Below are 25,333 nucleotides of genomic sequence, written 5' to 3' on the forward strand. Positions count from 1 at the left end.
GGAGAACTGATTTAAAAAGAATAATGACTTTAACTCAAACCGCAAATATAGACACGCACTTAATTCCAATTCTGGAACAGGTAAGTGATCCTGAAATCCCCGTATTAACAGTGTTAGACCTTGGAGTCATACGGGAAGCTGTTGAGATAAATGATGTCATTCATATAAAATTAACCCCTACCTATTCTGGTTGTCCTGCCATGGATGTGATTGGAGATGACCTAGAAAAGGCATTTTCAGAAATAGGAAAAAAAGTTACTATCGAATTGGTGTTGGCTCCTGCATGGAGTACTGACTGGATTAGTGAGGTAGGATTGAAAAAAATGGAGGAATACGGTATCGCCAGACCGTTGTCTGAGACAGCCGATAAAGAGGTACTCCTCGGAAATAAGAAATTAGTAAAATGTACCAATTGTGGGAGCACAAATACCCATTTGGTAAGTCAGTTTGGTTCGACCGCTTGCAAAGCATTGTTTAAATGTGATGCCTGCCAGGAGCCATTCGATTACTTTAAATGTTTAAAATAAAATTAGTAGGGCGTTCCCACAGAAGCTGGCTTTCGCCAGATCTGGGTCGGGCTTTCGGCAGTCGCTTCCAGATAAAGAATCTGGAGAGCTCCAACAAAGCCTCAATCCCTAACTCAAAAAATAAATATGAGTAAACCCATAACAAAAAAAATCACCGAAGGTGTAGCTACACTCACGTTAAACAGGCCAGACGTATTTAATAGTTTTAACCGCGAAATGGCACTATTGCTTCAGGAGGAGTTGGACGCTTACGCAACAGACGATACAGTAAGAGCTATTATTTTAACAGGAAACGGAAAAGCATTTTGTGCGGGTCAGGATATTGGTGAGATCACAAACCCAGAATTAAACCCTGGCTTTAAAAAGATACTTGACGATCATTACAATCCTATTATAAAACGAATCCGTTCGATTGAAAAACCTATTGTGTGTGGAGTAAATGGAGTAGCTGCGGGAGCGGGTGCTAATATTGCATTGGCGTGTGATGTGGTAATTGCTTCAGAAAAGGCAAGTTTTATTCAGGCATTCAGTAAAATCGGGTTGATTCCCGATAGTGCAGGAACGTTTTTTTTGCCACGATTGATAGGCTTTCAGAAAGCATCTGCATTAATGATGCTGGGTGATAAAGTTTCAGCAATAGAAGCTGAGAAATTAGGAATGGTCTATAAGGTTTGTACTTCGGAAAGTTTTGAGGAAGAAGTCATCAAAACGGCTACAACTTTATCAAAAATGCCAACCAAAGCATTAGGATTGACAAAGAGGTTACTCAACGAATCCATGAGTAATGGTCTTGAAGAACAGTTGGCATTGGAAAGTAAATTGCAAATTGAATCTGCAGGAACTGAAGATTATGCCGAAGGAGTTGCCGCCTTTGTAGAAAAGAGAAGACCAGAATTTAAAGGGAAGTAATGATTAACGATTGGAGAATAACGATTGTTGATTTTTGAAGTTAAAAATAAAATGAAACCTAATCAGTTAGAAGAACGTTTAATCCTATTTGCAGTCGATGTCATATTGCTTTGCAAAAGCATGGACAAATCTTTTGCAGCTGAGCACTTAACAAAACAACTTATTAGATCAAGTACATCAGTGGCATTGAATTATGGAGAAGCAAGAAGTGGGGAGTCAAGCAAAGACTTTTTACATAAAATGAAGATTAGTTTAAAGGAATTACGTGAATCGTATGTAAATATGAAAATCCAAAAGGGTTCGAGGTTAATTACTGATGTTAAAAATTTAGAAAGGTTGTTAGATGAAAATAACCAACTGATTTCTATTTTCGTTGCAAGTATTAAAACAGCTTCTAAATAATCAAAGTTAAATGACTGAAACAAATCAAAAATCAAAAATCAAAAATCCACAATCTTCAATCAACAGAGTAGGAATTATAGGTGCAGGAACCATGGGTAGTGGCATTGCACAAGTAGCTGCGACAGCAGGCTGTGCTGTGAAATTATTTGATTTAAATCAGGAAGCACTTGAGAATGCTAAAGCTTCTTTAGAAAAAATATTGGCTCGTCTTATTGAAAAAGGCAGAATAGATTCCGAAGAAAAAAACAGGATTCAGGATAATATCCAATACGTTTCTACTTTAAAAGACTTGTCAGACAGTGACATGACGATCGAGGCAATTGTAGAAAATCTGGAAATTAAAAAGAAAGTCTTTCAGGAGTTGGAAAGTTATGTTTCTAACGAGTGTATCATTGCAAGTAATACTTCTTCCTTATCAATTGCATCCATTGCTTCTTCCTTAAAAAATCCAGAGCGTTGTGTGGGAATTCATTTTTTTAACCCCGCACCCTTAATGAAATTGGTTGAGGTAATTCCAGCGATACAGACTTCAGAAGAAGTTTTAAAAATTTCAGCAGAAACAATAAGAGACTGGGGTAAAACAGTTGCAATAGCAAAAGACACGCCTGGTTTTATTGTTAATAGAGTGGCGCGCCCTTTCTATGGTGAAGCGTTGCGAATTTACGAAGAAGGAATAGCTGATTTCCATACAATCGATACGGCTATGAAATCCAAAGGCGGATTTAGAATGGGCCCTTTCGAATTGATGGATTTTATAGGGAACGATGTGAATTATACGGTGACCGAAACTGTTTTCGAAGCATTTTACTACGATCCGCGTTATAAACCAGCATTTACCCAAAAACGTTTTGCTGAAGCTGGCTATTTAGGTAGAAAATCAGGAAAAGGCTATTATACCTACGAGAATGGACAGAAGATTGACGGTCATTCTGAACTTGTTTCAGAATCTCACAAGGAAGATTTACAAAACCAGATATTCGACCGTATTTTAGTAATGCTTATCAATGAAGCCGCCGACGCGCTGTTCTGGAATATTGCTTCTGCAGAAGATATAGATAACGCCATGACGAAGGGGGTAAATTATCCTAAAGGTTTACTGGCTTGGGCAGATGAAAAAGGAATCGACTGGTGTGTTAAAAAAATGGATACACTTTATGATGAATATCGAGAAGACAGATATCGTTGCTCACCGTTGCTTCGCAGAATGAACAGGGAAAAGACCCTCTTTTATGGGGATTAGGGATTAGGCAATTGGTATTAGAAAATTGTATAACATGAAAAGTAATTATCATTTTAAGTTTGAAGATTTACAAGTATATCAAAAAGCTATGGACTATGGAGAAACTATAAATGAACAGGTAAAGGGCTTTCCAAATCATGAATTATATGCACTGTCTTCTCAGTTTAGACGAGCGTCAGATTCTATTGCCTTAAATATTTCTGAAGGATATCCTGGCTCAGATAAACAATTTGTAAAACATATAAATTATGCTATTTATAGTGCTAATGAGTGTGTAAGTTGTAGTACAAAATCCAAAAGAAGAGGTTATATAACCTTTGAAGTTGATGAAGAAAATAGAAGGTTAGTTTCAGAACTTACCAAAATGTTATCATCATTAAGAAAGACAATTGTTAAAAGAATAAATAAAAACTAATGCCTAAAACCAAATCCCTAATACCATTGTCTGGAGAAAAAATTCCATATAAAATGCTGAGTCAGGATGCTTATAGTACGTGGCTGGGAATCGAAATTCTAGCATGTGAAATAGGACGAGTTAAGGTGGGAATGACGATACGTAAAGAAATGTTGAATAGTATGAATAAAGCCCATGGCGGAATTAGCTATTCGTTAGCAGACACAGCCTTTGGGTTTACGGCAAATACCCACGGAAAGTATGCCGTTTCTATTGAGACGAGTGTGAATCATATCGAAGCATTGGAAGAAGGAGATTATATTACCGCCGAAGCGACTTTGGATCTACAAAAAACAAAAGTGGGTTTTAATATCGTTGAAGTAAAACGAGGAGAAGATTTAGTAGCGCTTTTTAAAGGAGTGGTCTACAGAACAACTAAAGATTGGGAAGAAGATAATTAACGAATTAAGATTGCCGATTTTAGATTTCAGAACGAATACTTCAAAAATCTAAAATCGTTAATCTACAATCATAAATAGTACATGGAAGCATATATTATAGATGGCGTAAGAACGCCCATAGGAAATTATAAAGGGACACTAAGTGCGGTTCGCACAGACGATTTAGGAGCGCATGTGATCAAAGAAGTAGTGGCTAAAAATCCGAACATCCCAAAAGAAGCCTACGACGATGTAATTATGGGGTGCGCAAATCAGGCAGGGGAGGATAACCGAAATGTTGCTCGTATGTCGCTGCTGCTGGCAGGGCTGCCTTTCACCGTTCCCGGTGAAACAGTCAATAGACTGTGCAGCAGCGGGCTCTCCGCAATTATTCATGCAAATCGTGCGATTAAGGCTGGCGATGGCGACCTTTTTATTGCGGGTGGTGTGGAGAATATGACGCGTGGTCCATGGGTGATTAGTAAAAGTGCTTCTCCCTTCGGAAATGATTCTAAGATGTATGATTCCAGTTTCGGATGGCGATTTATCAATCCGAAAATGCAGGAATTATACGGAACAGAGGGTATGGGAAATACGGCTGAAAATCTGGTGGAGAAATACAATATTTCCCGCGAAGATCAGGATGCATTTGCATATCACAGTCAGATGAAAGCTGCAGCAGCTCAAAAGAGCGGTCGGCTAGCAAAAGAGATCGTTCCAGTGTCTATTCCGCAGCGAAAAAAAGATCCAATCATTTTTTCTGAGGATGAATTCATTCGTCCAGATACGACTAAAGAAATCTTGGCAAAATTACGACCAGCCTTTAAAAAAGAAGGAGGAAGTGTCACGGCAGGGAATGCTTCAGGTTTAAATGACGGAGCCGCTGCTACCATAATAGCTTCCGAAGATGCCGTAAAAAAATACAATTTAAAACCCTTAGCTCGAATCGTAAGTTCAGCCGTAGTGGGAGTGGAGCCCAGAATTATGGGTATCGGTCCCGTAGAAGCTTCCAATAAAGCACTACAAAAAGCTGGATTGACCATGGAAGATATGGATGTAATAGAATTGAATGAAGCTTTTGCTTCGCAAGCCCTGGCATGTATTCGTGAATGGGGATTGGAAGACGATGATCCACGCATCAATCCAAACGGAGGTTCCATTGCCATTGGTCATCCATTGGGTGTTACGGGAGCCAGAATTGCCTATTCGGCAGCATTAGAGCTTCAGGAGCAGAAAAAAAGATACGCATTGATTACCATGTGCATTGGTGTGGGACAAGGATATGCTGCGATTATTGAAAATGTGAATTTATAATTCAGAAAAAATGCAAAAAACACAACATTATTTACAGGGAAACTGGCACGATGGAGAGGGAAAAACCAGAACTATTCACGATTCGGTAACAGGGGAGGCCTTTACTTCTATCGCTATGGGCGGATTGGATATTCCTGCTGCCTTACAATACGGAAGAGAGAAAGGAAATGTGCTTCGTAAAATGACCTTTCAGGAACGTGGTTTAATGCTCAAAAAACTAGCATTCTATCTTGTAAAGAAAAAAGAAGCTTTTTATGAACTAAGTTATCGTTCTGGTGCAACCCGTGTGGATAGCTGGATCGATATTGAAGGAGGCTTCGGAAACTTATTTGCAAACGCCTCGCTTCGGAAACTGTTTCCAAATCAGAGTTACCACGTAGAAGGCGACCCAATCGATTTGTCCCGCGGTGGCCGATTTATGGCGCATCATATCATGGTGCCAAGAAAAGGAGTAGCGGTACATATCAACGCGTTTAATTTTCCAGTTTGGGGAATGCTTGAAAAGTGTGCCGTAAACTGGATGGCAGGAATGCCAGCAGTGGTTTTGCCAGCGCCACAAACTTCTTACCTTACTGAAGCTGTAGTTCGTGAAATCATCGCATCAGGAATTTTACCTGAAGGTGCTTTGCAACTCATTAGTGGTACCGCAAAAAATATATTAGATACCGTAAATTCTCAAGATGTTGTCACTTTTACAGGTTCGGCTCACACGGGTAGAATTTTAAAAAATCACCCAAGATTGACCGAAGAATCAGTACCCTTCACCATGGAAGCCGATTCGTTAAATGCTTCAATTCTTGGAGAAGATGCAACACCCGGCACTCCAGAGTTTGATTTATTTATCAAGGAAGTCCGTAAAGAAATGACGGTAAAAGCTGGTCAGAAATGTACCGCAATTCGTCGTGTGATCGTTCCTGAAAGTTTGATGGAAGACGTTCAAATCTCGTTAGGAAAACAACTTGACAGAGTAACGATTGGAGACCCTCGTTTAAAAGAAGTGCGTATGGGAGCGTTGGTGAGTGATGCGCAACGTACTTCAGTTAAAGAACAAATAGAAAAAATTGCTAAAACTGCCGAAATAGTCTACGGAAACTTTGACAGCTTTGATGCTGTGGGTGCCGATTCAGAAAAAGGAGCTTTTATAAAACCCATATTGTTACGAGAGGACAATCCATTTAAAAATGAAGCCTGTCACACCACTGAAGCTTTTGGACCAGTAAGTACATTAATGCCCTATAAAAACCTGGATGAAGCTATTGAACTTGCCCAGATGGGGAAAGGATCGCTAGTTTCTTCTATCGCAACGAATGACGATACCATTGCCACAAAATATGTGGTGGGAGCGGCATCACATCACGGACGGATTTTAGTATTAAACCGCGAAAGTGCAAAACAAAGTACAGGACATGGCTCCCCATTACCTTCATTGGTTCATGGGGGTCCGGGAAGAGCAGGAGGCGGAGAAGAAATGGGCGGTGTTCGCGGTATTAAACATTATCTACAACGATGTGCCGTACAAGGAAGTCCGACTACCTTAACAGCCGTTACAGGTATTTATCAGCCAAAAACAGATTATACCGAAGCTCCTAACCATCCCTTTACCTACCACTGGGAAGATATTGAACCTGGAATGTCCCTTAAAACGCATAACCGAACCATTACCGATACCGATATTGTCAACTTCGGAAACATTACTTGGGACCATTTTTATGCGCACACAGATATTACGTCCCTCGACGGAAGCATCTTCGAAAAGCGAACTGCTCATGGTTACTTTATTATATCTATGGCTGCCGGATTGTTTGTATATCCAAACAAAGGGCCTGTGGCCGCAAATTACGGATTGGAAGAAATTAGATTCTTACGGCCAATTTATCATAATGACACCTTGCATGTTCGATTAACTTGTAAGCAAAAAATTGACAGAGAACAAAAAGGAACCGAACATCCTAGCGGAATAGTAAAATGGTATGTTGAGGTGTTTGATAGTAATATAGATGCCCAGGATATTGAAAATGGCGAAGACCCATTGGTTGCCATTGCTACTATCCTGACCATGGTAGAAAAAAAGCAGGAGACATTTGTTGAAATGACTTCGGAAAGTATTCAGAAATATTTGAACAATTTAACTGAAGATGCAAAACCACAATGGGGCATTATGACTCCGCAGCATATGGTGGAGCATTTGGAACATACGTATCGAATTGCTTCAGGAGAACTACAGGATTTTGAAGTGGCTACTCCAGAGAAGTATTTAGAGAAGATATATCACAGTTTATACAATTATGAGAAGTTTCCGAAGAATACGAATTTCCCGTTACTAGAAAAAGACACATTAGACCCCTTAAAATACCCTGATCTAGCTACCGCAAAAGAAAAGTTTCTGGAAGCCAGAGCAGCCTATATTCAGTATTTTAAGGAAAACCCTGAAGCAGAATTAAAGAATATTGTCTTCGGAAACTTAAACAGATATGAGTGGTATCTCTTAGAAAGAAAACATTTGAACCATCATTTTGAACAATTTTGTTTGTTGTAAAAACCAAATTGTTCAAAATTCCCGCGAAGGCGTGAATCAGATAAATTAGTAAGAATATTTGAAAATATTTAGTGTATAAATTATAGAATGAGTTTTAAAAAGTAATTTAGTTTAACCCTTAAAAAGATACCCGCCTTCGCGGGTAATAAATATGACAGACCCTTACGTAAAAGAACATATAGAAAACGGAATTTCAACCATCGAATTTTTTCACCCTGCACACAATAGCTTGCCAAGGGATATTTTGGAAGAGTTACGTCAGACCATTGCCAAAGCCGGCGAGAATGATGCTGTAAAGGTGATAATCTTAAAAAGCGGCGGCGATAGAACTTTTTGTGCAGGCGCAAGTTTTAAAGAATTGATTAATATTAATGATGCTGAAACAGGACGGGTTTTCTTTAGCGGATTTGCAAACGTAATCAATGCCATGCGAAAATGCCCAAAGTTTATCATCGGTCGGGTACAAGGGAAAACAGTTGGTGGAGGCGTTGGAGTAGCAAGTGCGACAGATTATTGCATGGCGACAAAATTTGCTTCCATAAAATTAAGTGAATTGAACGTAGGGATTGGTCCTTTTGTAGTGGGACCAGCCGTAGAAAGAAAACTCGGCTTAACCGGAATGTCACAAATTGCCATAGATGCCAATAGTTTTTATGATGCCGAATGGGCGCGTCAAAAAGGACTATATGCGAGTGTTCACGAATCTACCGAAGCTTTAGATGAAGCAGTTCAATCGTTTGCTGAAAATCTTTGCAATTATAATCCAGAGGCGATGAAAGAAATGAAAAAAATTATGTGGGCAGACACCGAAAACTGGGATGAACTATTGGCTGAAAGAGCAGGAATTTCTGGAAGATTAGTACTTTCAGAATTTACAAAAGAGACCTTAAAACGTTTTAAGTAATAATGATATATTCCTTTAAAGGTCACATACCGGTTATACACAAATCAAGCTTTGTGCATCCATTGGCTGCGGTAACAGGCAATGTGATTATTGGAAAGGATTGTTATATAGGTCCGGGAGCTGCCATACGAGGAGATTGGGGAGAGATTATTTTGGAAGACGGAGTCAATGTGCAGGAGAATTGTACAATACATATGTTTCCGGGCAAAAGTATTGTGCTGAAAGAAGGAGCGCATGTGGGACATGGAGCTATCATTCATGGAGCAAATCTTGGGCGCAATTGTTTGATAGGAATGAACAGTGTGATTATGGACGATGCAGAGATTGGAGATGAATGTATTGTAGGTGCCATGGCATTTGTAAAAGCTGAAACCATTTTCCCAAAAAGACAGTTAATCGTTGGTAACCCGGCGAAAGCTATCAAAGAAGTTTCAGAAGAAATGATCGCCTGGAAAACTGCTGGAACTAAATTATATCAGCAATTGCCAGCAGACTGTTTTGAGAGTTTAAAAAAAGTGGAACCACTTCGTGAAATTCCGAAGGACAGACCTGTACAGGAAGACTTTTATAAGACACTTTCTGAAATTAAAAAAAATAAATTCCCCCTTTGAACTGTCTCCGACGATTGAGGCACGAATGAGAGGAAGACAAATAGGGGATGTTAATCCTCAAATTTTGATAAAATGAATAAAACAGAATTTAAAATGCCCAAAATGGGAGAGAGTATCACCGAAGGAACCATCATTAATTGGCTGGTTCAAGAAGGCGAATCTTTTGAAGAAGGTGATATTCTTGTGGAAGTTGCCACCGACAAAGTGGATAATGAGGTGCCAGCCCCTGCTGCAGGGAAAATGATTGCTCATAAAGTTAAGGCGAAAGATGTTGTGCCGGTTGGAGATATAATTGCGGTATTGGAACTTTCAGAAGAAGCTTCAAAGAAAACTCTGGGAAAAGTAGTCGAAAGAACTCCAAAAAAACTGGAAAATGCTTCGAAGAAACCATCGGCTTCAAAAATCACAGCATCTTCAAAATCATTTAAAGTCAACGAAAATCTTTTTATTTCTCCGCTGGTCGATAGCATTGCTAGAAAAAATCATATCAGCTATGAAGAATTAGCGCGTATTACCGGCACGGGTCAAGACGGAAGATTGCGTAAAAGTGATGTGACAAATTATTTGAAGGAAGGTAGGCCGTTTCAATTTGCACAGGTTGTTTCAGAAGACAACGGATTTAAAATTCCGGATTTAAAATTCGATAAAGGTACAGGGAAGATTATCGAAATGGACCGTATGCGCGAAATGATTGCAGATCATATGGTCTACAGCAGCCATACTTCACCTCACGTAACAGCTTATGTGGAAGCAGACATGACCGAGATGGTAAACTGGCGTAACCTAAATAAGGTTTCTTTTCAGAAAAAGTACAATGAAAAACTAACATTCACGCCTTTATTTATCGAGGCGGTAGCCAACGCCATCAAAGAATATCCTATGATTAATTCGTCTCTAGATGGAAAAAATATCATTGTAAAAGAAGAAATTAACATTGGAATGGCAACTGCTTTACCTAGCGGAAACCTGATTGTACCTGTAGTTAAAAATGCAGATAAAAAGAATTTACAGGAGTTAGCAACTGCTACAAATGAGTTGGTTGGAAAAGCCCGCGACGGAAAGTTAAAAGGTGACGACACTAAAGGAAGCACTTTTACCATTAGTAATGTTGGAACCTTTGACAGTCTGATGGGAACTCCTATTATCAATCAGCCAGAAGCTGCCATTCTCGCTACAGGAATTATAAAAAAGAGAGCAGAAGTCATCGAAAAACCAGAAGGCGATACGATTGAAATACGAAGCATGATGTACCTGTCTTTAAGTTTTGATCACCGTATTGTCGACGGATATCTTGCAGGATCTTTCTTAAAGCAGATCGCTGTGAATTTAGAAAATTTTGACACTTCAAGAACTTAATTAAAAATGTTATATTCTGAAACTATAAAAGTCACTAAAACAGGAACTTCAAAATTGAAAAAACTCGATTTTGAAAACATCCCTTTGGGGCGCACCTTTACAGATCATATGTTTATTTGCGATTATCACGATGGCACATGGAACAACCCAAGAGTGCAACCCTTAGAAGCTATTCCTACACATCCAGCTGCCATGGCGTTGCATTACGGACAAGCAATCTTTGAAGGAATGAAGGCGACAATCACAGATCAAAACATTCCGATGCTCTTTCGACCAGACAAAAATGCTGCTCGTCTCAATGAAAGCGCAAGACGAATGGGTATGCCAGATTTCCCTGAAGATCTTTTCGTGGAAGCATTGAAAACATTAGTTGAAGTAGAACATAAATGGATCCCGCCACAGGAGGGGAGTGCGCTCTATTTGCGACCTTTTATGTATGCAGATGAACCCTTTATTGGTATGAGAGCTGCGACAAGTTTCAAATTTATTGTGATCGCATCTCCTGCCGGACCTTTTTTTAGTAAAAGAATTAAACTATTTGCCGAAAAACAATACATCCGCGCGGCAACTGGTGGGACAGGTGAAGCAAAAGCTGCCGGGAACTATGCTGCTGCTATTCGCCCAACCGAAATTGCAAAAGGGAAAGGGTATGATCAAGTGTTGTGGTTAGATGCTGTAGAGCACAAATATATTCAGGAGGTTGGAACGATGAATATTTTCTTTAAGATCGACGGAAAATTTATTACGCCCAAACTAGATGGATCGGTATTGCACGGAATTACAAGAATGAGTGTTATTGAATTATTGAAGCACAAAGGATACGAGGTGACCGAGCGTTTAATTGCACTGGATGAAATTGCTGAAGCTTCAGAAAATGGAACGCTGGAAGAAGCCTTCGGAACCGGAACTGCTGTAGGTATTGCCTATATTCAGGAAATAGGAACCGAAAAGGGAACTATTTATGTAAGTGATGAAAGCCCTGTAGGTCTTGAGATAAACAACACCTTGAGTGCTATCAAAACAGGAAAACAAAAAGATATATTTAATTGGATGGTGAAAGTTGAAAGTAATGAGTAAAGTAAACATTGATAAAGACATTTTAGAAAAGGGCTTCAGGAATCTGGTCACAGCGAAAGCAATGACAGAGATCTATGAAGAGAATTTTAAACTAGTTTCAAAATATGTACACGCAACTTCAAGAGGACATGAAGTAATACAAACCGCTGTTGGGTTGCAAATGCTTCCGCAGGATTATATGTTCCCCTATTACAGGGATGACAGCATGTTACTCGCTATTGGAATGACTCCTTATGAGTTGATGTTGCAAGTGCTCGCTAAAAAAGACGATCCATTTTCGGCAGGAAGAACGTATTATTCACACCCCAGCTTAAAAGATATCGATAAACCTAAAATTCCCCATCAAAGTAGTGCTACAGGCATGCAAGCGATTCCGGCAACCGGAGTTGCTATGGGTTTTTGGTACAAGGAAACTTTATTGAATTCTGATGATGAGATGCTGAAACAAGTTCAGCATGACAGTGACGCTGTGGTTGTATGTTCCTTAGGAGATGCTTCGGTTACCGAAGGAGAAATTGCAGAAGCCTTTCAAATGGCAGCTTTAAAACAATTGCCAATTTTATATCTGGTACAGGATAATGGATGGGATATTTCGGCCAATGAAGCCGAAACCCGCGCCCAGAATGCAGCCGAATATGCCGCAGGATTTCACGGATTGGAAGCTATATCCATTGACGGAACCGATTTTGAAGAGAGTTACAGAACCATTCAGGAGGTAATTCAAAAAATACGAACCGAACGTCGCCCATTTTTGGTACATGCCAAAGTTCCGTTGCTGAATCACCATACTTCTGGAGTTCGCATGGAATTTTACAGGGATGATCTGGAAGAAGCCAGAAGCCGTGATCCGTATCCAAAGATGCTGAAGCTAATGACGGAAAATGGCTTTTCTGAAAAAGCATTAAAAAATATTGAAGCTACAGTTGAAAAAGAAGTGAAAGCAAGTTTGGAAAAAGCTCTTAAAGCAGAAGACCCAAAACCTGAAGACCTCTTTACCCATGATTTTGCGCCTACTCCCATCACTAAAGAAGCTGGAGAACGTGCTCCAAAAGGAGGTGAAAAAGTAGTCATGGTAGACTGTGCTCTATTTGCTATTGAAGAGTTGATGGCAAAACATCCAGAGTGCTTATTGTACGGACAAGATGTAGGAGGAAGACTCGGAGGCGTTTTTAGAGAAGCAGCCACTCTAGCTCAGAAATTTGGAGACAACCGGGTATTCAATACGCCTATACAGGAAGCCTTTATTGTGGGTTCTACGGTGGGAATGAGTGCGGTTGGTTTAAAGCCCATAGTTGAGGTTCAGTTTGCAGATTATATCTGGCCAGGCTTAAATCAGTTGTTTACCGAAGTAAGCCGTAGTTGTTATCTCTCTAATGGAAAATGGCCAGTTTCTATGATCTTACGGGTTCCTATTGGCGCGTATGGCAGCGGTGGGCCGTACCATTCTTCTTCGGTTGAAAGTGTAGTAACGAATATTAGAGGACTTAAAATTGCGTATCCGAGTAATGGAGCCGACCTAAAAGGATTGCTGAAAGCTGCCTATTACGATCCAAATCCTGTGGTCATCTTTGAACACAAAGGATTATATTGGAGTAAAGTAAAAGGAACTAAAGGAGCTACTTCCATCGAGCCTGCTGAAGATTATGTGCTTCCTTTTGGAAAAGCGTGGGTATTACAGGAAATATGGCCTCAGGAAGAAGACGAAACGTTGAGTATTATTACCTACGGAATGGGTGTTCATTGGGCGTATAATGCTTCTAGAGAACTAGAAATGACAGATAGGATAGAGATCGTTGATCTTCGAACGTTACATCCGTTGGATTATGAAACCGTATTTAACTCGGTTAAAAAATGTGGAAAATGTCTGGTGGTGACCGAAGAACCTTCAGAAAACGGATTTTCAAGAGGATTGCAGGGAAGAATTCAGGAAGAGTGCTTTCAGCAGTTGGATGCTCCTGTGATGCTCATAGGTTCAGAAAATATGCCAGCGATACCGTTAAATTCGGTTTTAGAGGAAACGATGATTCCTTCCGTAGAAAAGGTAAAGGAAAAGATTCGACAAATTTTAGATTATTAAAAAAAGCCCTCTTTCGAGGGCTTTAAAGTGAGAAAATTTTACTTTTTCATAGCACTGAATTGCTTCAGCTATATTCTTCCCACATATTTTATTTAGAAATAATAATTAATACCTAAAGTAAAGTTATGAGTGTCAATAATTATTGGGGCAATTGTATTGTTCCTTTCGTAATTTAGTTTGGCTTCATATTCAGTAATATAATTCGCCATCACTCCTATTTTCTTACCATTAGATAAATTAAACAATAGTCCTATCTTAGGTGCTAAGAAAATATGTCCTCCTGTGTCGTCTACGGCAAAACCATCATATTTTCCTTTATATGTATCTGCTCCAACTCCAAAACCAACACCTATAACTGGTTGAATGGTTTTATCAGTATTAAAATGGTACTCAGGGCCAATTATTGCTTTTAAGCTTGATTTTTTTAGACTTGCTGGAACTCCAGCATTTTCATAATCTCTATCTCCAGAGAATGATGCCAAAGCTTCTAGATAGAAAAATAATTTTCCTTGAAGGGAACCAACAAACCCAGGAGTTGCTAAAACACCAATTTGTATTTGAGGCTGTGTAAAGCTCTCATAATCATCAAAATTAAAAAAACTACTTCTATTTAATGTCGCTCCAATCCCTCCATAGAACAAAAATTCATCTCTTTGGTAATCACTAGACATGGAAATTTCTTGTTCCGTTGGGATATAACCAGTGTTGTTGTAATCACAATTATTATACGCTTTTACAGTTTCAACAACTGAATATTGAGTGTATCTCAGACCATTTTTTAGATCTTCTCTAATAGAATTACAATCATTAAAAATTAATGATAGAATTCCTGGAATTTTATTTTTTTCAGGATTGGTGCTATCCATATAAAGTACTTGACTTTCTTCTCCGCTTTTTCTTACTAATAAACGGTCATTTCCTATATCTAAAAGTGTCGCTTTTCCATCAACGAGTTCTTCAGCTAAAATTAGCTTGTTGTCATAGGTGATAGTTACATATTTTGTGTCTTCAATAGAGACTGATTTAATATTGGAATAAGAATAAGTCTGTGGCTCTGACGCACTATTTTCTTTAATTTTTAAAGCTTGCTCAGAGTTAATTAATCTAATTTCACCTGCAAGTGTAACTCCATTTTTTGTAGTTACTTCTCCTGCACCTTTTTTTTGAGCCTCTACTTGTAAGGTAAAACAAAGGGCTATTATTATATATATGTATTTCATGATTATTTAATTAAATTTGGGGGATACTCGGCTAAAATTTCATTTACAATTTCTCGAATGCGTTCGTCACGCTCATCAATATCGCTTCCCGTTACAAGTCTAGCGCTTCCTATTCCCTGCCAAACCAATTCATTTGTTTGTGCATCAATAAGATCTATATAAAGACTTCCTTCGGTACTTCTAGAAACGGTATTTCCAAAGTTTCCATACCACCAGGGATTCCATCCCCAGCCCCAGCCAAAATTATTATTATATACATCTACACGTTCTCGCTCTTTTGTGAAAATGCTTACTAAAAGGGTAGGGTTTTCACTCTTTAGCATACCTTTTGCAGATAGTTCACTATCAATAGCTCTGAGTATTCGTTTTTTATCTAAATCACTAATCTCTGCTTTATCAACGCCTGGTTTATAAAATGCATAAGATGTATAGGTATTAAAATTTGCTTTTCTATCATAATCGGTTGCCACCCTTACCGAAGAGCAGGAGGCAAACACAAAAAGCATGAGGAGAGGTAAAAATTTTACTGCTTTCATTTTGTTTTTCTTTTTAATTGAACAATTTTTCATCAACAAAATTGGGAAGCGTTACTTTAAGATTTGGATAACTATTCATAGCTCTCTTAATAGCAAAAATGGCTTCTTCATTTCGTGCCCAACTACGTCTTGCAATTCCATTATTGACATCCCAGAAAAGCATAGATTCTAATCGTTGTTGCGCTTCAGTACTACCATCAAGAACCATACCGAAACCACCATTAATCACCTCTCCCCAGCCAACACCGCCACCATTATGAATACTCACCCAAGTTGCTCCTCTAAAGCTATCACCAATTACATTGTGAATTGCCATGTCTGCTGTAAACCTACTTCCATCATAGATATTTGAGGTTTCTCTGTAAGGCGAATCGGTTCCTGAAACATCATGATGATCCCGTCCGAGAATTACCGTTCCAATTTTATTTTCTGAAATTGCTTTATTAAATGCTGAAGCAATTTTCATTCTACCTTCTGCATCTGCGTACAATATTCTCGCTTGTGATCCAACGACCAGCTTGTTTTCCTGCGCTCCTTTGATCCAGGTAATATTATCCTGCATCTGTTGTTTAATTTCATCCGGTGAATTTTTCATGATGTCTTCTAAGACATCGCAGGCAATCTGATCTGTTATGGCCAAATCTTCAGGTTTCCCGGAGGCACATACCCAGCGGAAGGGTCCAAAACCGTAATCGAAACACATAGGCCCCATGATATCTTGTACGTAACTAGGGTATTTAAATTCTTTGTTCTTTTCTTCGGAAAGAATATCAGCTCCCGCTCTAGAAGCTTCTAGAAGAAAGGCGTTTCCGTAGTCAAAAAAGTAAGTGCCTTTTGCAGTATGTTTATTGATAGCTTCCGTTTGACGACGAAGACTTTCTTGTACCTTTTGTTTAAATGCTAAAGGATTACTTGCCATTAATTCATTAGCTTCTTCGTAGCTTAAGCCAGCCGGATAATAGCCTCCTGCCCACGGATTATGAAGTGAAGTTTGATCACTTCCCAGATCAATATGTATATTTTCTGTATCAAACTTTTCCCAAACATCTACAATGTTTCCGTCGTAGGCAATTGAAACAGTTTCTTTATTGGCTACTGCTTTTTTAGTTCTTTCTACAAGCTTATCCAAATCACTAATGACTTCGTCCACCCAGCCCTGACTATGGCGAGTATGGGTTGCTTTTTTATTTACTTCGGCACACACCGTGACACATCCAGCAATTGTACCTGCTTTTGGTTGTGCACCGCTCATTCCGCCTAATCCTGAAGTTACAAAAAGCCCTCCTTTAGGTGACTTTTTAATTTTTCTGAAACCATTGAGTACTGTAATTGTCGTGCCATGTACAATTCCTTGTGGACCAATATACATATAGCTTCCTGCGGTCATTTGGCCATATTGAGTGACACCAAGTGCATTAAATCGTTCCCAATCGTCTGGATGTGAGTAATTAGGGATCATCATTCCGTTGGTCACTACCACTCTGGGAGCCTCTTTGTGAGAAGGGAATAATCCTAGGGGATGTCCAGAATACATTACGAGTGTTTGCTCGTCTGTCATTTGAGAAAGATAGTACATGACGAGGCGGTATTGAGCCCAGTTCTGAAAAACGGCACCATTTCCACCGTAGGTAATTAATTCGTGTGGGTGTTGTGCAACTGCATGATCCAGATTATTCTGAATCATTAACATAATGGCTTTGGCTTGTTCGCTTTTTCCAGGATATTCAGAAATAGGACGTGCAAAGATTTTATAATCCGGACGATACCGGTACATATAGATGCGTCCGTAAGTATCTAATTCCTCTTTAAATTCTGGTAGTAAAGTTGCGTGATGTTTTGGATCAAAATAGCGAAGTGCATTTTTTAAGGCGAGTTTGGTTTCTTCAGCAGTTAATATTTTTTTCCGTTTGGGCGCATGATTTACATCTGTGTCGTATGATTTTACTGAAGGTAATTCCGAAGGAATTCCTTGAATAATTTCTTCTTTAAAATTCATTACTTCTTTACTTTTTTGTTAAATCCGTAGGGGCAATGCCTGCATCCGCTTTCACAGCAATACCCTCTTTTTAGGTGATATTGTTCTGTAAAACATTTATACCCTTCTGGTGTGAGGTAAAAATCACCTTCTTCTAGCTCTATTTTTTTCTTCGGAAACAGCATCTTTCAAAAATACAAAATATGAACCTAGAAAGTAACGAACTAAAACGTACTTTTATAACGAATACTAGTTTGAATGATTTTAATAGTTTCTAAATATTTACTTCGGAAAGGCTTTCGGGGAATCACTTTGTGGCCATTTGTGGTACTCCATGATAAAAAACTTAAGAACGATTCTGTTTTTCTAAATCACGAGCGTATTCACTACAAGCAACAATTAGAATTGCTAGTAATTCCTTTTTATATTTGGTATAGTATTGAATTTTTAGTCCGTTGGCTTCAATTGAAAAATAGACACGCCGCTTATAGAAATATTAGTTTTGAACGCGAGGCTTATGCTAACGAAAAAGACCTTAATTATTTAAAATCAAGGTCTTTTTGGAAGTTTTTGCATTACCTGTGAACAATAGCTTGAATAGAATCATATGTTGTATCGCCAAATGTCATTTCGAATCCGAAAGATCCGCCAAAACCACGTGCAGTTAGAGTAAATGTGTGTGTTCCAGCAGGAAGTTCTACATAACCATTTCCGCTTAAGTAATAATAGCCTGATGCATAGGTTCCTCCAGTTGTAGTGGTTTCTGGGTTGTTTGTATAGGTGCCAGTATCATATCCATAATGATTTGTATTGTCACCGTTTACTGTGAACCAGGCTCTAAATAATCTGGATGCGCCATCGGTAATGGGTCCTCCTCCTAGAGCATTGATTGCAACGCTAAATTGATAGCTATAATTAACCAATGAGCGTTGTGTTAATGTGATGGTAGAGGTGTTTAAATTTGTGTCTACTGAAGCTCCTGAATTTGATGTAATTGTCACCGCATTCGTAAAGTTTCTTAAGTTTAGAGGCATAAAATTCTGAATTAAAGGAGGCTGGGTAGTGAGGTCCCCATTATTATCTACATACACAGGAACAGGGTCTGCAGCGATGTTGTTTACATTGTTTGCATTGTTGAGTCCATCAATTCGAATTGTAGAAGTGTTTCCAGCAACCTGAATTTCTTTTTGTGGATTTGTAGTTCCAACACCAGTATTACCATTTGGTTGTACAATAAAATTTCCACCAGTATACGTTCCATCTGTATTAGGTGTAACTCCTAGAACAATTCCACCTTCGGACCAATATTCACTATCTGTGATATCTATCCCCCAAAGAGGAGCTCCTTCATCTATTTTTCTTCCCGAAATCCAGTATTTGTTAGCTCCGGGATCTGTGCCCGAATTTGTAAGTTCTACGAGGCTAAAACCGTCATCACCACTATTAATTGACCCGCTTTTGTGAATTTTGAGAACAGAGCTTCCGTCTTGACCTCCACCTCCTATGTCTGCATCTTCAATGGTAAATACATCTTTTTCTGCAGTTAGATTATTGCCTTGATAAAAACTGAATGCATTTAGGTTAGAGTTGCTTATCGCTTCAAATATGGTATTGTTTGAGTTTGAATTAATTCCGAAGCTACCATTGGAAAAATTTAAAACTTCTCCATTCATATTATAGTTTCTAGTTTCTGAAGTTTGAACGAGGTTGTCTTTACTTAGATTTATGTCGGATAGTTTAACCCATTGTGTATCCTGCCAATAGTGAAAACCTTCACTTAGCAATGCATTGTTTGTCGTATTATATATTAAAGTTCCATTGGTTAGTGGGCCTGGTATTGTTACAATATCTGTAGGAGAAAGCATGGCAATACGTGGAATTAAAATACCGCTGTTAGCGCTATCAATTTCAAGTGCAACACCATTGTCAATACTAGTGGTGCCAATGCCTACCTGTCCGACTAGACAAATAGGGAATACTAAAAATAAACAGGTGAGGGGTCTAAGTAGTTTTAGTATCATAATCTGAGAATTAAAGAAATTTCCTACAAATTATACAAAATAATCGACAAAATACAAATAAAATAGATTAAAAGCAATAAAAATTAACATTACGATGTTCTAATGTTAATTTTATAATTATATAAATAAAAGAGTTTGCTTATTTTAATAAAAAAAGCTTCAACTTTTAAGTTGAAGCTTTTGGTGCAGATTTAAGAATATTAATTATTCTTTTATTATCTTTTTAGTTACAGTTCCGGCTTCTGAAACAATTTTGACAAAATAAATAGAAGTTTCTAATAGTGATATGTCCATGCTATAGCTATTTTGTTCTTCTTCTATATCTTGAGCCATTCTTCTTCCTCTCACATCAAATACCTCAATCTTTTCTAAATAGCCATTTGGAGAATGAATAGTGATAAAATTTTTGGAAGGGTTTGGATAAACTATAATTTCATTTTTAAGAGGGTTTTCGGTTGATAGAATTTGACTTGGTACAAATCGAAGTAAAAATCGATCGTCCAAAGTAGTTTTGCTACTTTGGAATGTATATGATTCATTTTCAGAAAGATTTATAGTTACATTATTATAGGTGTCAATAAGATAAATCGTAGCATCTTCTAATTCCAGGCCGTCAAACTCATCCATAGAAATAGTAAATTCAAGAGTTTCTTCTACTTGACTAGAAAAACCCAGTTTAATTTCGCGACTTTCATTGAATTCTGTAGTGGTTTGAATAGATAACCTATGTTGCTCGTCTTCTGTAAGTGTGTATAAAGAAACAATTGTAGCTAGTCTATTGGTATCATATCCATAATCAATTCCTTCTGTTCCTATAGGGTTAAAAGCTAGTAAAGTAGAGGATCCAATTCCATATCTTGACTCACGAAGGTCTAACCATATTCTATTAACTCCAATTGGTCTTGTCAATGTATTATTCTCACCGGTAATTCGCATGGCATTTGTAAATGATACCTCTGTTGCAGAACCATCTGCAAAAAATGAAAACCCTTGCGATGTGGATATCAAGTCATTTGGTTTTGTGTGGTTTGGGTCTGTAGGAAGTGTGGTGTCACTCGCAGCTTTTAGGCCTCCAGTACTATTGTATATAGAAACATCATCCATGTCAAATCGTAAACCTACATTTCCAGGGATACTAAAATTTGGAGGTGTAATATGTTCCCAAAAGTAAATAGCTTCGATTGAAGGATTTTCTGTTAAAAATGCAGTAGCTGAAATTGCTGAAGCATAAGGATTTGATACAACATTTGGTGTTCCATCAGGATTATTAATAGGTGGAGTATTGAATGCAATAGGTCTGGTGATGGTACCACTATTTAATGTCCCAAGAGAATGGGTCATATCATATGTCTGATTCCCGTCTGTATAACTTGCCTGAGGTCTTACAATAAAACCTTCGGTAGGATTGATAGGTCCGTTTTCATAAATGCTGAAATAATCTCCGTCTGCATCTGCAAAATTAGTCCCTTGAGCACTTAGATCTGGTGCTGGTTCGAAATTTCCAGGGTTAAATTCAAGAACTAAAAACGCATCTGTATAAACACCATCTCTGGTTTCAGCAGTCATAGGGCTACCCATGATCATAAAATCACGAGGTTTTAAAAAAGGTGTCGTATTTTTTACATTAATTACACCACTTGCTCCTTTAATAACTTGAGCACTTGGATCTGTTTGTACTATCGATCCTTCATGTTCTACAATTAAATTTCCATTGATAGTAATATCCTTTTCTGTTTTTAAATATGCATTTGCATTCACAGTTAGTGTTCGAGCATTATCAACGGTACAGGTGCAGGCATCGATACTTGTTGCTGTAGTAAGTGTTGCATCGTTTGTAATTCGTGCTTCAGATCCTAAACTAGGAAAACCATTTGTCCATGAAGCATCGTTCGAAATATCACCACCTGTATATTGAGTTTCTTCAGCTTCAACGGTTATGACTCTAGTGCATGAAGCCTTTAATCCATAATCATCCTCTACTTCTATAGTTACATTAAATGTATTTCCTACATCTGCACAGGTAAATGTTGTTTGACCACTTGTAATTGTTTTTTTAGTAATGCCTTTATTGTCTGTAGCTCCAACCGCAAGGTCATCTGCGGTTATAGTTACACTTCCTGTTGCTTTATTTAGCGTAGCTGTATAGTCTGTACAATTTACTACAGGGGGTTCGTTATCATAGTTCTGTTGTTTCAGAATAAATACACCGCCATCCAAATTAGTTACAAGGAGACTTCCACTTTCAAAGTAAGGATAGAGATTCCATGCACCTCCATTAAATGTATTACCATTGTCCGTAGTGTATGTGTCGAAATAGGATTCTTCTACCATATTGCCATTAATACCACTTCCATTTTCTTGAATAGTTGATCCAGGAGTAATTGGGTCATCGATACTATGGATTCTTTTAATAGTTATTCCGGCTGTATAGTTAGCCATATAGAATCTATTGTCTTTTACATATCCATTGTGATCAATAGCGGGAGTTCTTCCTTGATAATTAAATTGAACAACTGGATTATCAAGATCTTCAAGGTTAAACACAATCGTTTTTGTGTTTCCTACTCCAGAAAATGCCTCGTCATGCTCATCTCCTAAAATAAAGTATTTTTTATCTTTCGTAAACCACCCTTGATGTGTGTAATCAAAATTAGGATAGCTAAGCGTAGAAATAACATCTATTGTTCCTGCGCCATTGTTATTTATTTCATCTGTAAAATCAATAACTATAATTTCATCCTCATTACTTCCAATAAAAATTTCTCTTCCCTGATAATCTGGATCAGGCCCATCATAAATAACGACCTGTGCGTCATGTGTATATCCTCCGGTTGAATAATTGCCTTTAAAACTTAATGTGGGAGGGGAAGTTGAGGTATCTATCCCAATAAGAATTGGACCTCCCGCGCCTATATTGGCTCCTAATATATAAGCTATTCCAGAATCTTCATTTATAATTATGTTATGAGAATCTCCAATTGAAGAACTTGTGCCAGGTATGGTTGTCATTCTAGCGTACCTATTGGCATTTGCTTCTGTAGTAAGATTAAAAACCCGATTTGAATTAGTTGTAAGCGATTGTAAATGATTAAGATCAAATACTTGCATTCCAAAATTTGAAGATTCACTTACTATAAATGCCCAATTTTCATAAATCTTAACATCGCTCCATAAACTATTGCTTATACCTGAGGGTTTTGGAAGCCTGCCAAGTGCTCTAGGATTAATAGGGTCTGAAATATCCAAAAAATATAATCCATTTGTAAGTCCTACCAAGGCATATTCTTTTCCATCTCTTACATCAGTCCAACCCCAAGAATCATTCCCTTGAAATCCGCTAACTACAGCAGCTCCCATACTATTATAAGATACAAATGACAATAAGTCTATTCCTCTACAGTCATACCCTGCAGCAGTGCCCACTCCTCCAGATCCCTGTCCAATTTCTGGTCTTGTACATGGTGTTTGGGCTTCAGAAATAAATGTAGTAAATAAAATAAAAAGGGGGGTAAGTAGTATTTTTTTCATTGGGAATGGGTGTGAGTTGGGTATTGCAATTTAAAATATAAATTTAATTTATAAAAGAAAATTCAACAGAGCAAGGGGTTCCTATGCCTACATAGCCTCTACCGTCACCAGAATTTCCATTATTTTCGAGATGATCTGCAACAAAAACATCAATTTCAAGTGAGAAATTATAGGTCTGTCCTGCTGTTAAATGTACATATTGTATTACAGAAGTATCGTGTTTAAATTGGTCATAAAATACTCCGTTATTGTATAAAGAATAAGCGTGTGTATAAATAATTTGGCTTGTTCCATCAAATGTAAATCTAAAAAGTCCTTCCATAGTTGCCATTGTAATTACTGCAGAAGGAGTTGAGGTAAGATCTGGAAGAATCACTTTCCCAGCACCAAAATTAAAAGCCGTTTTAATTCGGTAAGTGCCAGTATATTTTGGAGTAAATGATGTAGTTTCCAATCCAGGAACAAATGCCCAATCTGAAGTTGGAGAATTATACGTTTCGTCACCTGTAACGGTTCTAAAATTTAAGGTAGACTGCTCAAAAAAAGCAGAATCTTCACGTAAATATTGTGGATTCCACTCGGAACCATCCCATGCGTAGATGCCAGGGGATACGTCATTGGCACCTGTAGTAGTTGTAGCAGTATTAAATACCACAGTTCCTATTTCTAATACACCTCCATTAGGATTTGTTACAGGTGCTGCAACAACGGAAGATGTAAGTGCTGTTTTTGGAAATACAAAACCGTAATTGTCACTATTTTGTAGATCTAGCATTCCTTCTGGTGCACTATGACCAATACTCACTTGTGCTAATCCAACAGTCGTAGACATCACCATTGAAACTAAAATGTAGAAAATTTTATTCTTAAAAGTTTTCATGATTTTTTTATTAAATGAAAATTTAATTAGTTTTCGTCTATATATGAAATTTCTATATAGCAAGGAACGTTGCCGCCTACATATCCTCGTCCTTCTGTTACTGTACTCGGAGGTGTTGTCGTTGTAACTGTCTCGCTGAGTATTAAGTGATCTACAACTCCGATTCCTGCCCCATTGACAGTATTTATATATTCAAATCTAAGTGTATATGTTGTTCCAGGAATCACAGTTGCTGAGCCACTATAAGATGTATTTGTATCAACAGTTCCTGAGTTGTTGATATTTATTAAATTTGGTCCCACCTGAGAGACTCCATTATGTAAATACACTCTAAAGGAGTCGCCCCTTCCTGACACTTCATAGAAGCGATAGTCAAAGTTTATATCTATATTGGTAGTAGTCGGAGTAAAAGCGAAGCGTGCTGTTGCATTTTGTCTACAAGTACTATTTAAAGAACTAAGATACATGACAATACCTGCACAATCTGCGCATCTGTTACCAGTACTGATTGATCGCCATCCATTCGTGAAGCAACTTCCGCTTAAGGTATTTGTTTGCGTTATTGTTGGTGATCCTTCAAAATCCTCATTAATTAATTCTGATGTAGAATCTACTGTAGTAGACTCAACTGCGGTAGAGCCATTTCCAATTAATTGTGCATCTTCATAAGCATCAAACTGAAGATAAAAGTTATAGGTTTGCTGAGCTACGAGATTTACGTAAATAACTTTAAATGTTTCTGCCCATATATTTTCGTAATTAGTTCCTGAACCAATATCTTGATTAAAACTTGATATTGCCTTCACTTTAAAATCATTGTTTGCGCCATTCCAATTAAACCGAAAATCACCTTCAGTCATTACTACATTGACATTATCATTATCACGAACCCTTCCACCACCATGGTTTACTTTTAACTCTATTCTGTATAAGCCAGAGTATTGTGCTGTGAACGATTGAAAATCTAGTTGTCCTAATCCAGGAACATTTTGAAAACCAGCATTAGCTTCAGTTCTTAGAGTACTCGATTGTTCATATAATTCTACCTGCCTTATAAAAAAATGGGTAACCCATTCAGAATTGGTAGCATCCCAAGAGTAAATTCCTGGTTCTACATCATTGGTGCCGGTATTGGTAGTATTTGTGTTATAAATTGTAGTACCATCTACTAATGTATGATCTCCTGTAGCAGGATTAATTACTGGAGCTGCAACCTGTGTAGAGGTTAAAGCAACACTAGGGTAAACAATTCCATAACTAGGGCTAGTAACGTCTAGAATTCCTTTTGGGCTTGTAGTGCCAATCCCAACTTGTGCAAATAATGTACTTATGCTTACGAACATAAATACGATAAAATTTATAAATGTATTTTTTTTCATGATTGTC

21 protein-coding genes are annotated in these 25,333 nt (G+C 38.0%); 13 read left to right on the plus strand and 8 right to left on the minus strand.

Translation table 11 applies throughout. The annotated features are described in order from the left end of the window. The first annotated feature begins 23 nt into the window (after positions 1–23). The 13 genes from paaD (at position 24) to ACFQO1_RS02610 (ending at position 13,787) form a co-directional block, all read left to right on the plus strand. The gene (gene paaD / locus ACFQO1_RS02550) at positions 24–527 is read left to right on the plus strand and encodes a 1,2-phenylacetyl-CoA epoxidase subunit PaaD (RefSeq protein WP_380216402.1); all 504 of its coding nucleotides are present in this window, start codon (positions 24–26) and stop codon (positions 525–527) included. 126 nt (positions 528–653) lie between these two features. Next, complete coding sequence (locus ACFQO1_RS02555; RefSeq protein ID WP_380216403.1) at positions 654–1,436, plus strand: enoyl-CoA hydratase-related protein; 783 nt, start codon at positions 654–656, stop codon at positions 1,434–1,436. 51 nt (positions 1,437–1,487) lie between these two features. Further along, complete coding sequence (locus ACFQO1_RS02560) at positions 1,488–1,838, plus strand: four helix bundle protein (protein ID WP_380216404.1); 351 nt, start codon at positions 1,488–1,490, stop codon at positions 1,836–1,838. Between the two features lie 10 nt (positions 1,839–1,848). After that, positions 1,849–3,078, plus strand: coding sequence for a 3-hydroxyacyl-CoA dehydrogenase NAD-binding domain-containing protein (locus ACFQO1_RS02565; RefSeq protein ID WP_380216405.1), 1,230 nt, complete (start codon positions 1,849–1,851; stop codon positions 3,076–3,078). A 34-nt stretch (positions 3,079–3,112) separates the two neighbouring features. After that, positions 3,113–3,493: a four helix bundle protein gene (locus ACFQO1_RS02570; protein ID WP_380216406.1), complete on the plus strand. Its 381-nt coding sequence runs from the start codon at positions 3,113–3,115 to the stop codon at positions 3,491–3,493. Further along, the gene (locus ACFQO1_RS02575; protein ID WP_380216407.1) at positions 3,493–3,933 is read left to right on the plus strand and encodes a PaaI family thioesterase; all 441 of its coding nucleotides are present in this window, start codon (positions 3,493–3,495) and stop codon (positions 3,931–3,933) included. Before ACFQO1_RS02570 ends, ACFQO1_RS02575 begins: the two co-directional genes overlap by 1 nt. Before the next feature lie 81 nt (positions 3,934–4,014). After that, positions 4,015–5,226, plus strand: coding sequence for a 3-oxoadipyl-CoA thiolase (gene pcaF / locus ACFQO1_RS02580; protein ID WP_380216408.1), 1,212 nt, complete (start codon positions 4,015–4,017; stop codon positions 5,224–5,226). A gap of 10 nt (positions 5,227–5,236) precedes the next feature. Then, positions 5,237–7,762, plus strand: coding sequence for a phenylacetic acid degradation bifunctional protein PaaZ (gene paaZ / locus ACFQO1_RS02585; protein WP_380216409.1), 2,526 nt, complete (start codon positions 5,237–5,239; stop codon positions 7,760–7,762). Positions 7,763–7,913: 151 nt separating this feature from the next. Further along, positions 7,914–8,666 carry an enoyl-CoA hydratase/isomerase family protein gene (locus ACFQO1_RS02590; RefSeq protein ID WP_380216410.1) on the plus strand — a complete coding sequence of 251 codons (753 nt, stop codon included), beginning with the start codon at positions 7,914–7,916 and terminating at the stop codon, positions 8,664–8,666. Between the two features lie 2 nt (positions 8,667–8,668). Further along, positions 8,669–9,277: an acyltransferase gene (locus ACFQO1_RS02595; protein WP_380216411.1), complete on the plus strand. Its 609-nt coding sequence runs from the start codon at positions 8,669–8,671 to the stop codon at positions 9,275–9,277. A gap of 72 nt (positions 9,278–9,349) precedes the next feature. Further along, the gene (locus ACFQO1_RS02600; RefSeq protein ID WP_380216412.1) at positions 9,350–10,633 is read left to right on the plus strand and encodes a dihydrolipoamide acetyltransferase family protein; all 1,284 of its coding nucleotides are present in this window, start codon (positions 9,350–9,352) and stop codon (positions 10,631–10,633) included. A 6-nt stretch (positions 10,634–10,639) separates the two neighbouring features. Next, positions 10,640–11,710 (plus strand): branched-chain amino acid aminotransferase, encoded by a 1,071-nt coding sequence (locus tag ACFQO1_RS02605; RefSeq protein ID WP_380216413.1) that lies wholly within the window; start codon positions 10,640–10,642, stop codon positions 11,708–11,710. Beyond that, positions 11,703–13,787 (plus strand): alpha-ketoacid dehydrogenase subunit alpha/beta, encoded by a 2,085-nt coding sequence (locus ACFQO1_RS02610; RefSeq protein WP_380216414.1) that lies wholly within the window; start codon positions 11,703–11,705, stop codon positions 13,785–13,787. The genes ACFQO1_RS02605 and ACFQO1_RS02610 overlap by 8 nt, the downstream gene beginning before the upstream one ends. 92 nt (positions 13,788–13,879) lie before the next feature. On the opposite strand, the gene ACFQO1_RS02615 is transcribed toward ACFQO1_RS02610, so the two are convergent. From ACFQO1_RS02615 to ACFQO1_RS02650, 8 genes are all read right to left on the minus strand, one after another. Then, positions 13,880–15,007, minus strand: coding sequence for an outer membrane beta-barrel protein (locus ACFQO1_RS02615; RefSeq protein ID WP_380216415.1), 1,128 nt, complete (start codon positions 15,005–15,007; stop codon positions 13,880–13,882). Positions 15,008–15,009: 2 nt separating this feature from the next. Continuing rightward, positions 15,010–15,543 (minus strand): DUF4136 domain-containing protein, encoded by a 534-nt coding sequence (locus tag ACFQO1_RS02620; RefSeq protein ID WP_380216416.1) that lies wholly within the window; start codon positions 15,541–15,543, stop codon positions 15,010–15,012. A 13-nt stretch (positions 15,544–15,556) separates the two neighbouring features. Beyond that, positions 15,557–17,539, minus strand: coding sequence for a urocanate hydratase (locus ACFQO1_RS02625; protein WP_380216417.1), 1,983 nt, complete (start codon positions 17,537–17,539; stop codon positions 15,557–15,559). After that, the gene (locus ACFQO1_RS02630; RefSeq protein ID WP_380216418.1) at positions 17,539–17,703 is read right to left on the minus strand and encodes a DUF5522 domain-containing protein; all 165 of its coding nucleotides are present in this window, start codon (positions 17,701–17,703) and stop codon (positions 17,539–17,541) included. The genes ACFQO1_RS02625 and ACFQO1_RS02630 overlap by 1 nt, the downstream gene beginning before the upstream one ends. A gap of 390 nt (positions 17,704–18,093) precedes the next feature. Further along, positions 18,094–19,539: a hypothetical protein gene (locus ACFQO1_RS02635; protein ID WP_380216419.1), complete on the minus strand. Its 1,446-nt coding sequence runs from the start codon at positions 19,537–19,539 to the stop codon at positions 18,094–18,096. A gap of 204 nt (positions 19,540–19,743) precedes the next feature. Next, entirely contained in the window at positions 19,744–23,067 is a 3,324-nt protein-coding gene (locus tag ACFQO1_RS02640; RefSeq protein ID WP_380216420.1) for a choice-of-anchor B family protein, read from the minus strand. Positions 23,068–23,110: 43 nt separating this feature from the next. Then, positions 23,111–23,947, minus strand: a complete 837-nt coding sequence (locus ACFQO1_RS02645) for a hypothetical protein (protein ID WP_380216421.1) — start codon at positions 23,945–23,947, stop codon at positions 23,111–23,113. 26 nt (positions 23,948–23,973) lie between these two features. Beyond that, a complete protein-coding gene (locus ACFQO1_RS02650) occupies positions 23,974–25,326 on the minus strand; it encodes a hypothetical protein (RefSeq protein WP_380216422.1) in 1,353 nt (450 codons plus the stop codon). Positions 25,327–25,333 lie beyond the last annotated feature (7 nt).

Origin of the sequence: Jejudonia soesokkakensis, assembly GCF_042664795.1 — a bacterium.
GTDB lineage: Bacteria > Bacteroidota > Bacteroidia > Flavobacteriales > Flavobacteriaceae > Jejudonia > Jejudonia soesokkakensis.

Coding starts and splice junctions, on each gene's coding strand:
- paaD (WP_380216402.1), top strand. CDS start 24: ATGACTTTAACTCAAACCGCAAATATAGACACGCACTTAATTCCAATT.
- ACFQO1_RS02555 (WP_380216403.1), top strand. CDS start 654: ATGAGTAAACCCATAACAAAAAAAATCACCGAAGGTGTAGCTACACTC.
- ACFQO1_RS02560 (WP_380216404.1), top strand. CDS start 1,488: ATGAAACCTAATCAGTTAGAAGAACGTTTAATCCTATTTGCAGTCGAT.
- ACFQO1_RS02565 (WP_380216405.1), top strand. CDS start 1,849: ATGACTGAAACAAATCAAAAATCAAAAATCAAAAATCCACAATCTTCA.
- ACFQO1_RS02570 (WP_380216406.1), top strand. CDS start 3,113: ATGAAAAGTAATTATCATTTTAAGTTTGAAGATTTACAAGTATATCAA.
- ACFQO1_RS02575 (WP_380216407.1), top strand. CDS start 3,493: ATGCCTAAAACCAAATCCCTAATACCATTGTCTGGAGAAAAAATTCCA.
- pcaF (WP_380216408.1), top strand. CDS start 4,015: ATGGAAGCATATATTATAGATGGCGTAAGAACGCCCATAGGAAATTAT.
- paaZ (WP_380216409.1), top strand. CDS start 5,237: ATGCAAAAAACACAACATTATTTACAGGGAAACTGGCACGATGGAGAG.
- ACFQO1_RS02590 (WP_380216410.1), top strand. CDS start 7,914: ATGACAGACCCTTACGTAAAAGAACATATAGAAAACGGAATTTCAACC.
- ACFQO1_RS02595 (WP_380216411.1), top strand. CDS start 8,669: ATGATATATTCCTTTAAAGGTCACATACCGGTTATACACAAATCAAGC.
- ACFQO1_RS02600 (WP_380216412.1), top strand. CDS start 9,350: ATGAATAAAACAGAATTTAAAATGCCCAAAATGGGAGAGAGTATCACC.
- ACFQO1_RS02605 (WP_380216413.1), top strand. CDS start 10,640: ATGTTATATTCTGAAACTATAAAAGTCACTAAAACAGGAACTTCAAAA.
- ACFQO1_RS02610 (WP_380216414.1), top strand. CDS start 11,703: ATGAGTAAAGTAAACATTGATAAAGACATTTTAGAAAAGGGCTTCAGG.
- ACFQO1_RS02615 (WP_380216415.1), bottom strand. CDS start 15,007: ATGAAATACATATATATAATAATAGCCCTTTGTTTTACCTTACAAGTA.
- ACFQO1_RS02620 (WP_380216416.1), bottom strand. CDS start 15,543: ATGAAAGCAGTAAAATTTTTACCTCTCCTCATGCTTTTTGTGTTTGCC.
- ACFQO1_RS02625 (WP_380216417.1), bottom strand. CDS start 17,539: ATGAATTTTAAAGAAGAAATTATTCAAGGAATTCCTTCGGAATTACCT.
- ACFQO1_RS02630 (WP_380216418.1), bottom strand. CDS start 17,703: ATGCTGTTTCCGAAGAAAAAAATAGAGCTAGAAGAAGGTGATTTTTAC.
- ACFQO1_RS02635 (WP_380216419.1), bottom strand. CDS start 19,539: ATGATACTAAAACTACTTAGACCCCTCACCTGTTTATTTTTAGTATTC.
- ACFQO1_RS02640 (WP_380216420.1), bottom strand. CDS start 23,067: ATGAAAAAAATACTACTTACCCCCCTTTTTATTTTATTTACTACATTT.
- ACFQO1_RS02645 (WP_380216421.1), bottom strand. CDS start 23,947: ATGAAAACTTTTAAGAATAAAATTTTCTACATTTTAGTTTCAATGGTG.
- ACFQO1_RS02650 (WP_380216422.1), bottom strand. CDS start 25,326: ATGAAAAAAAATACATTTATAAATTTTATCGTATTTATGTTCGTAAGC.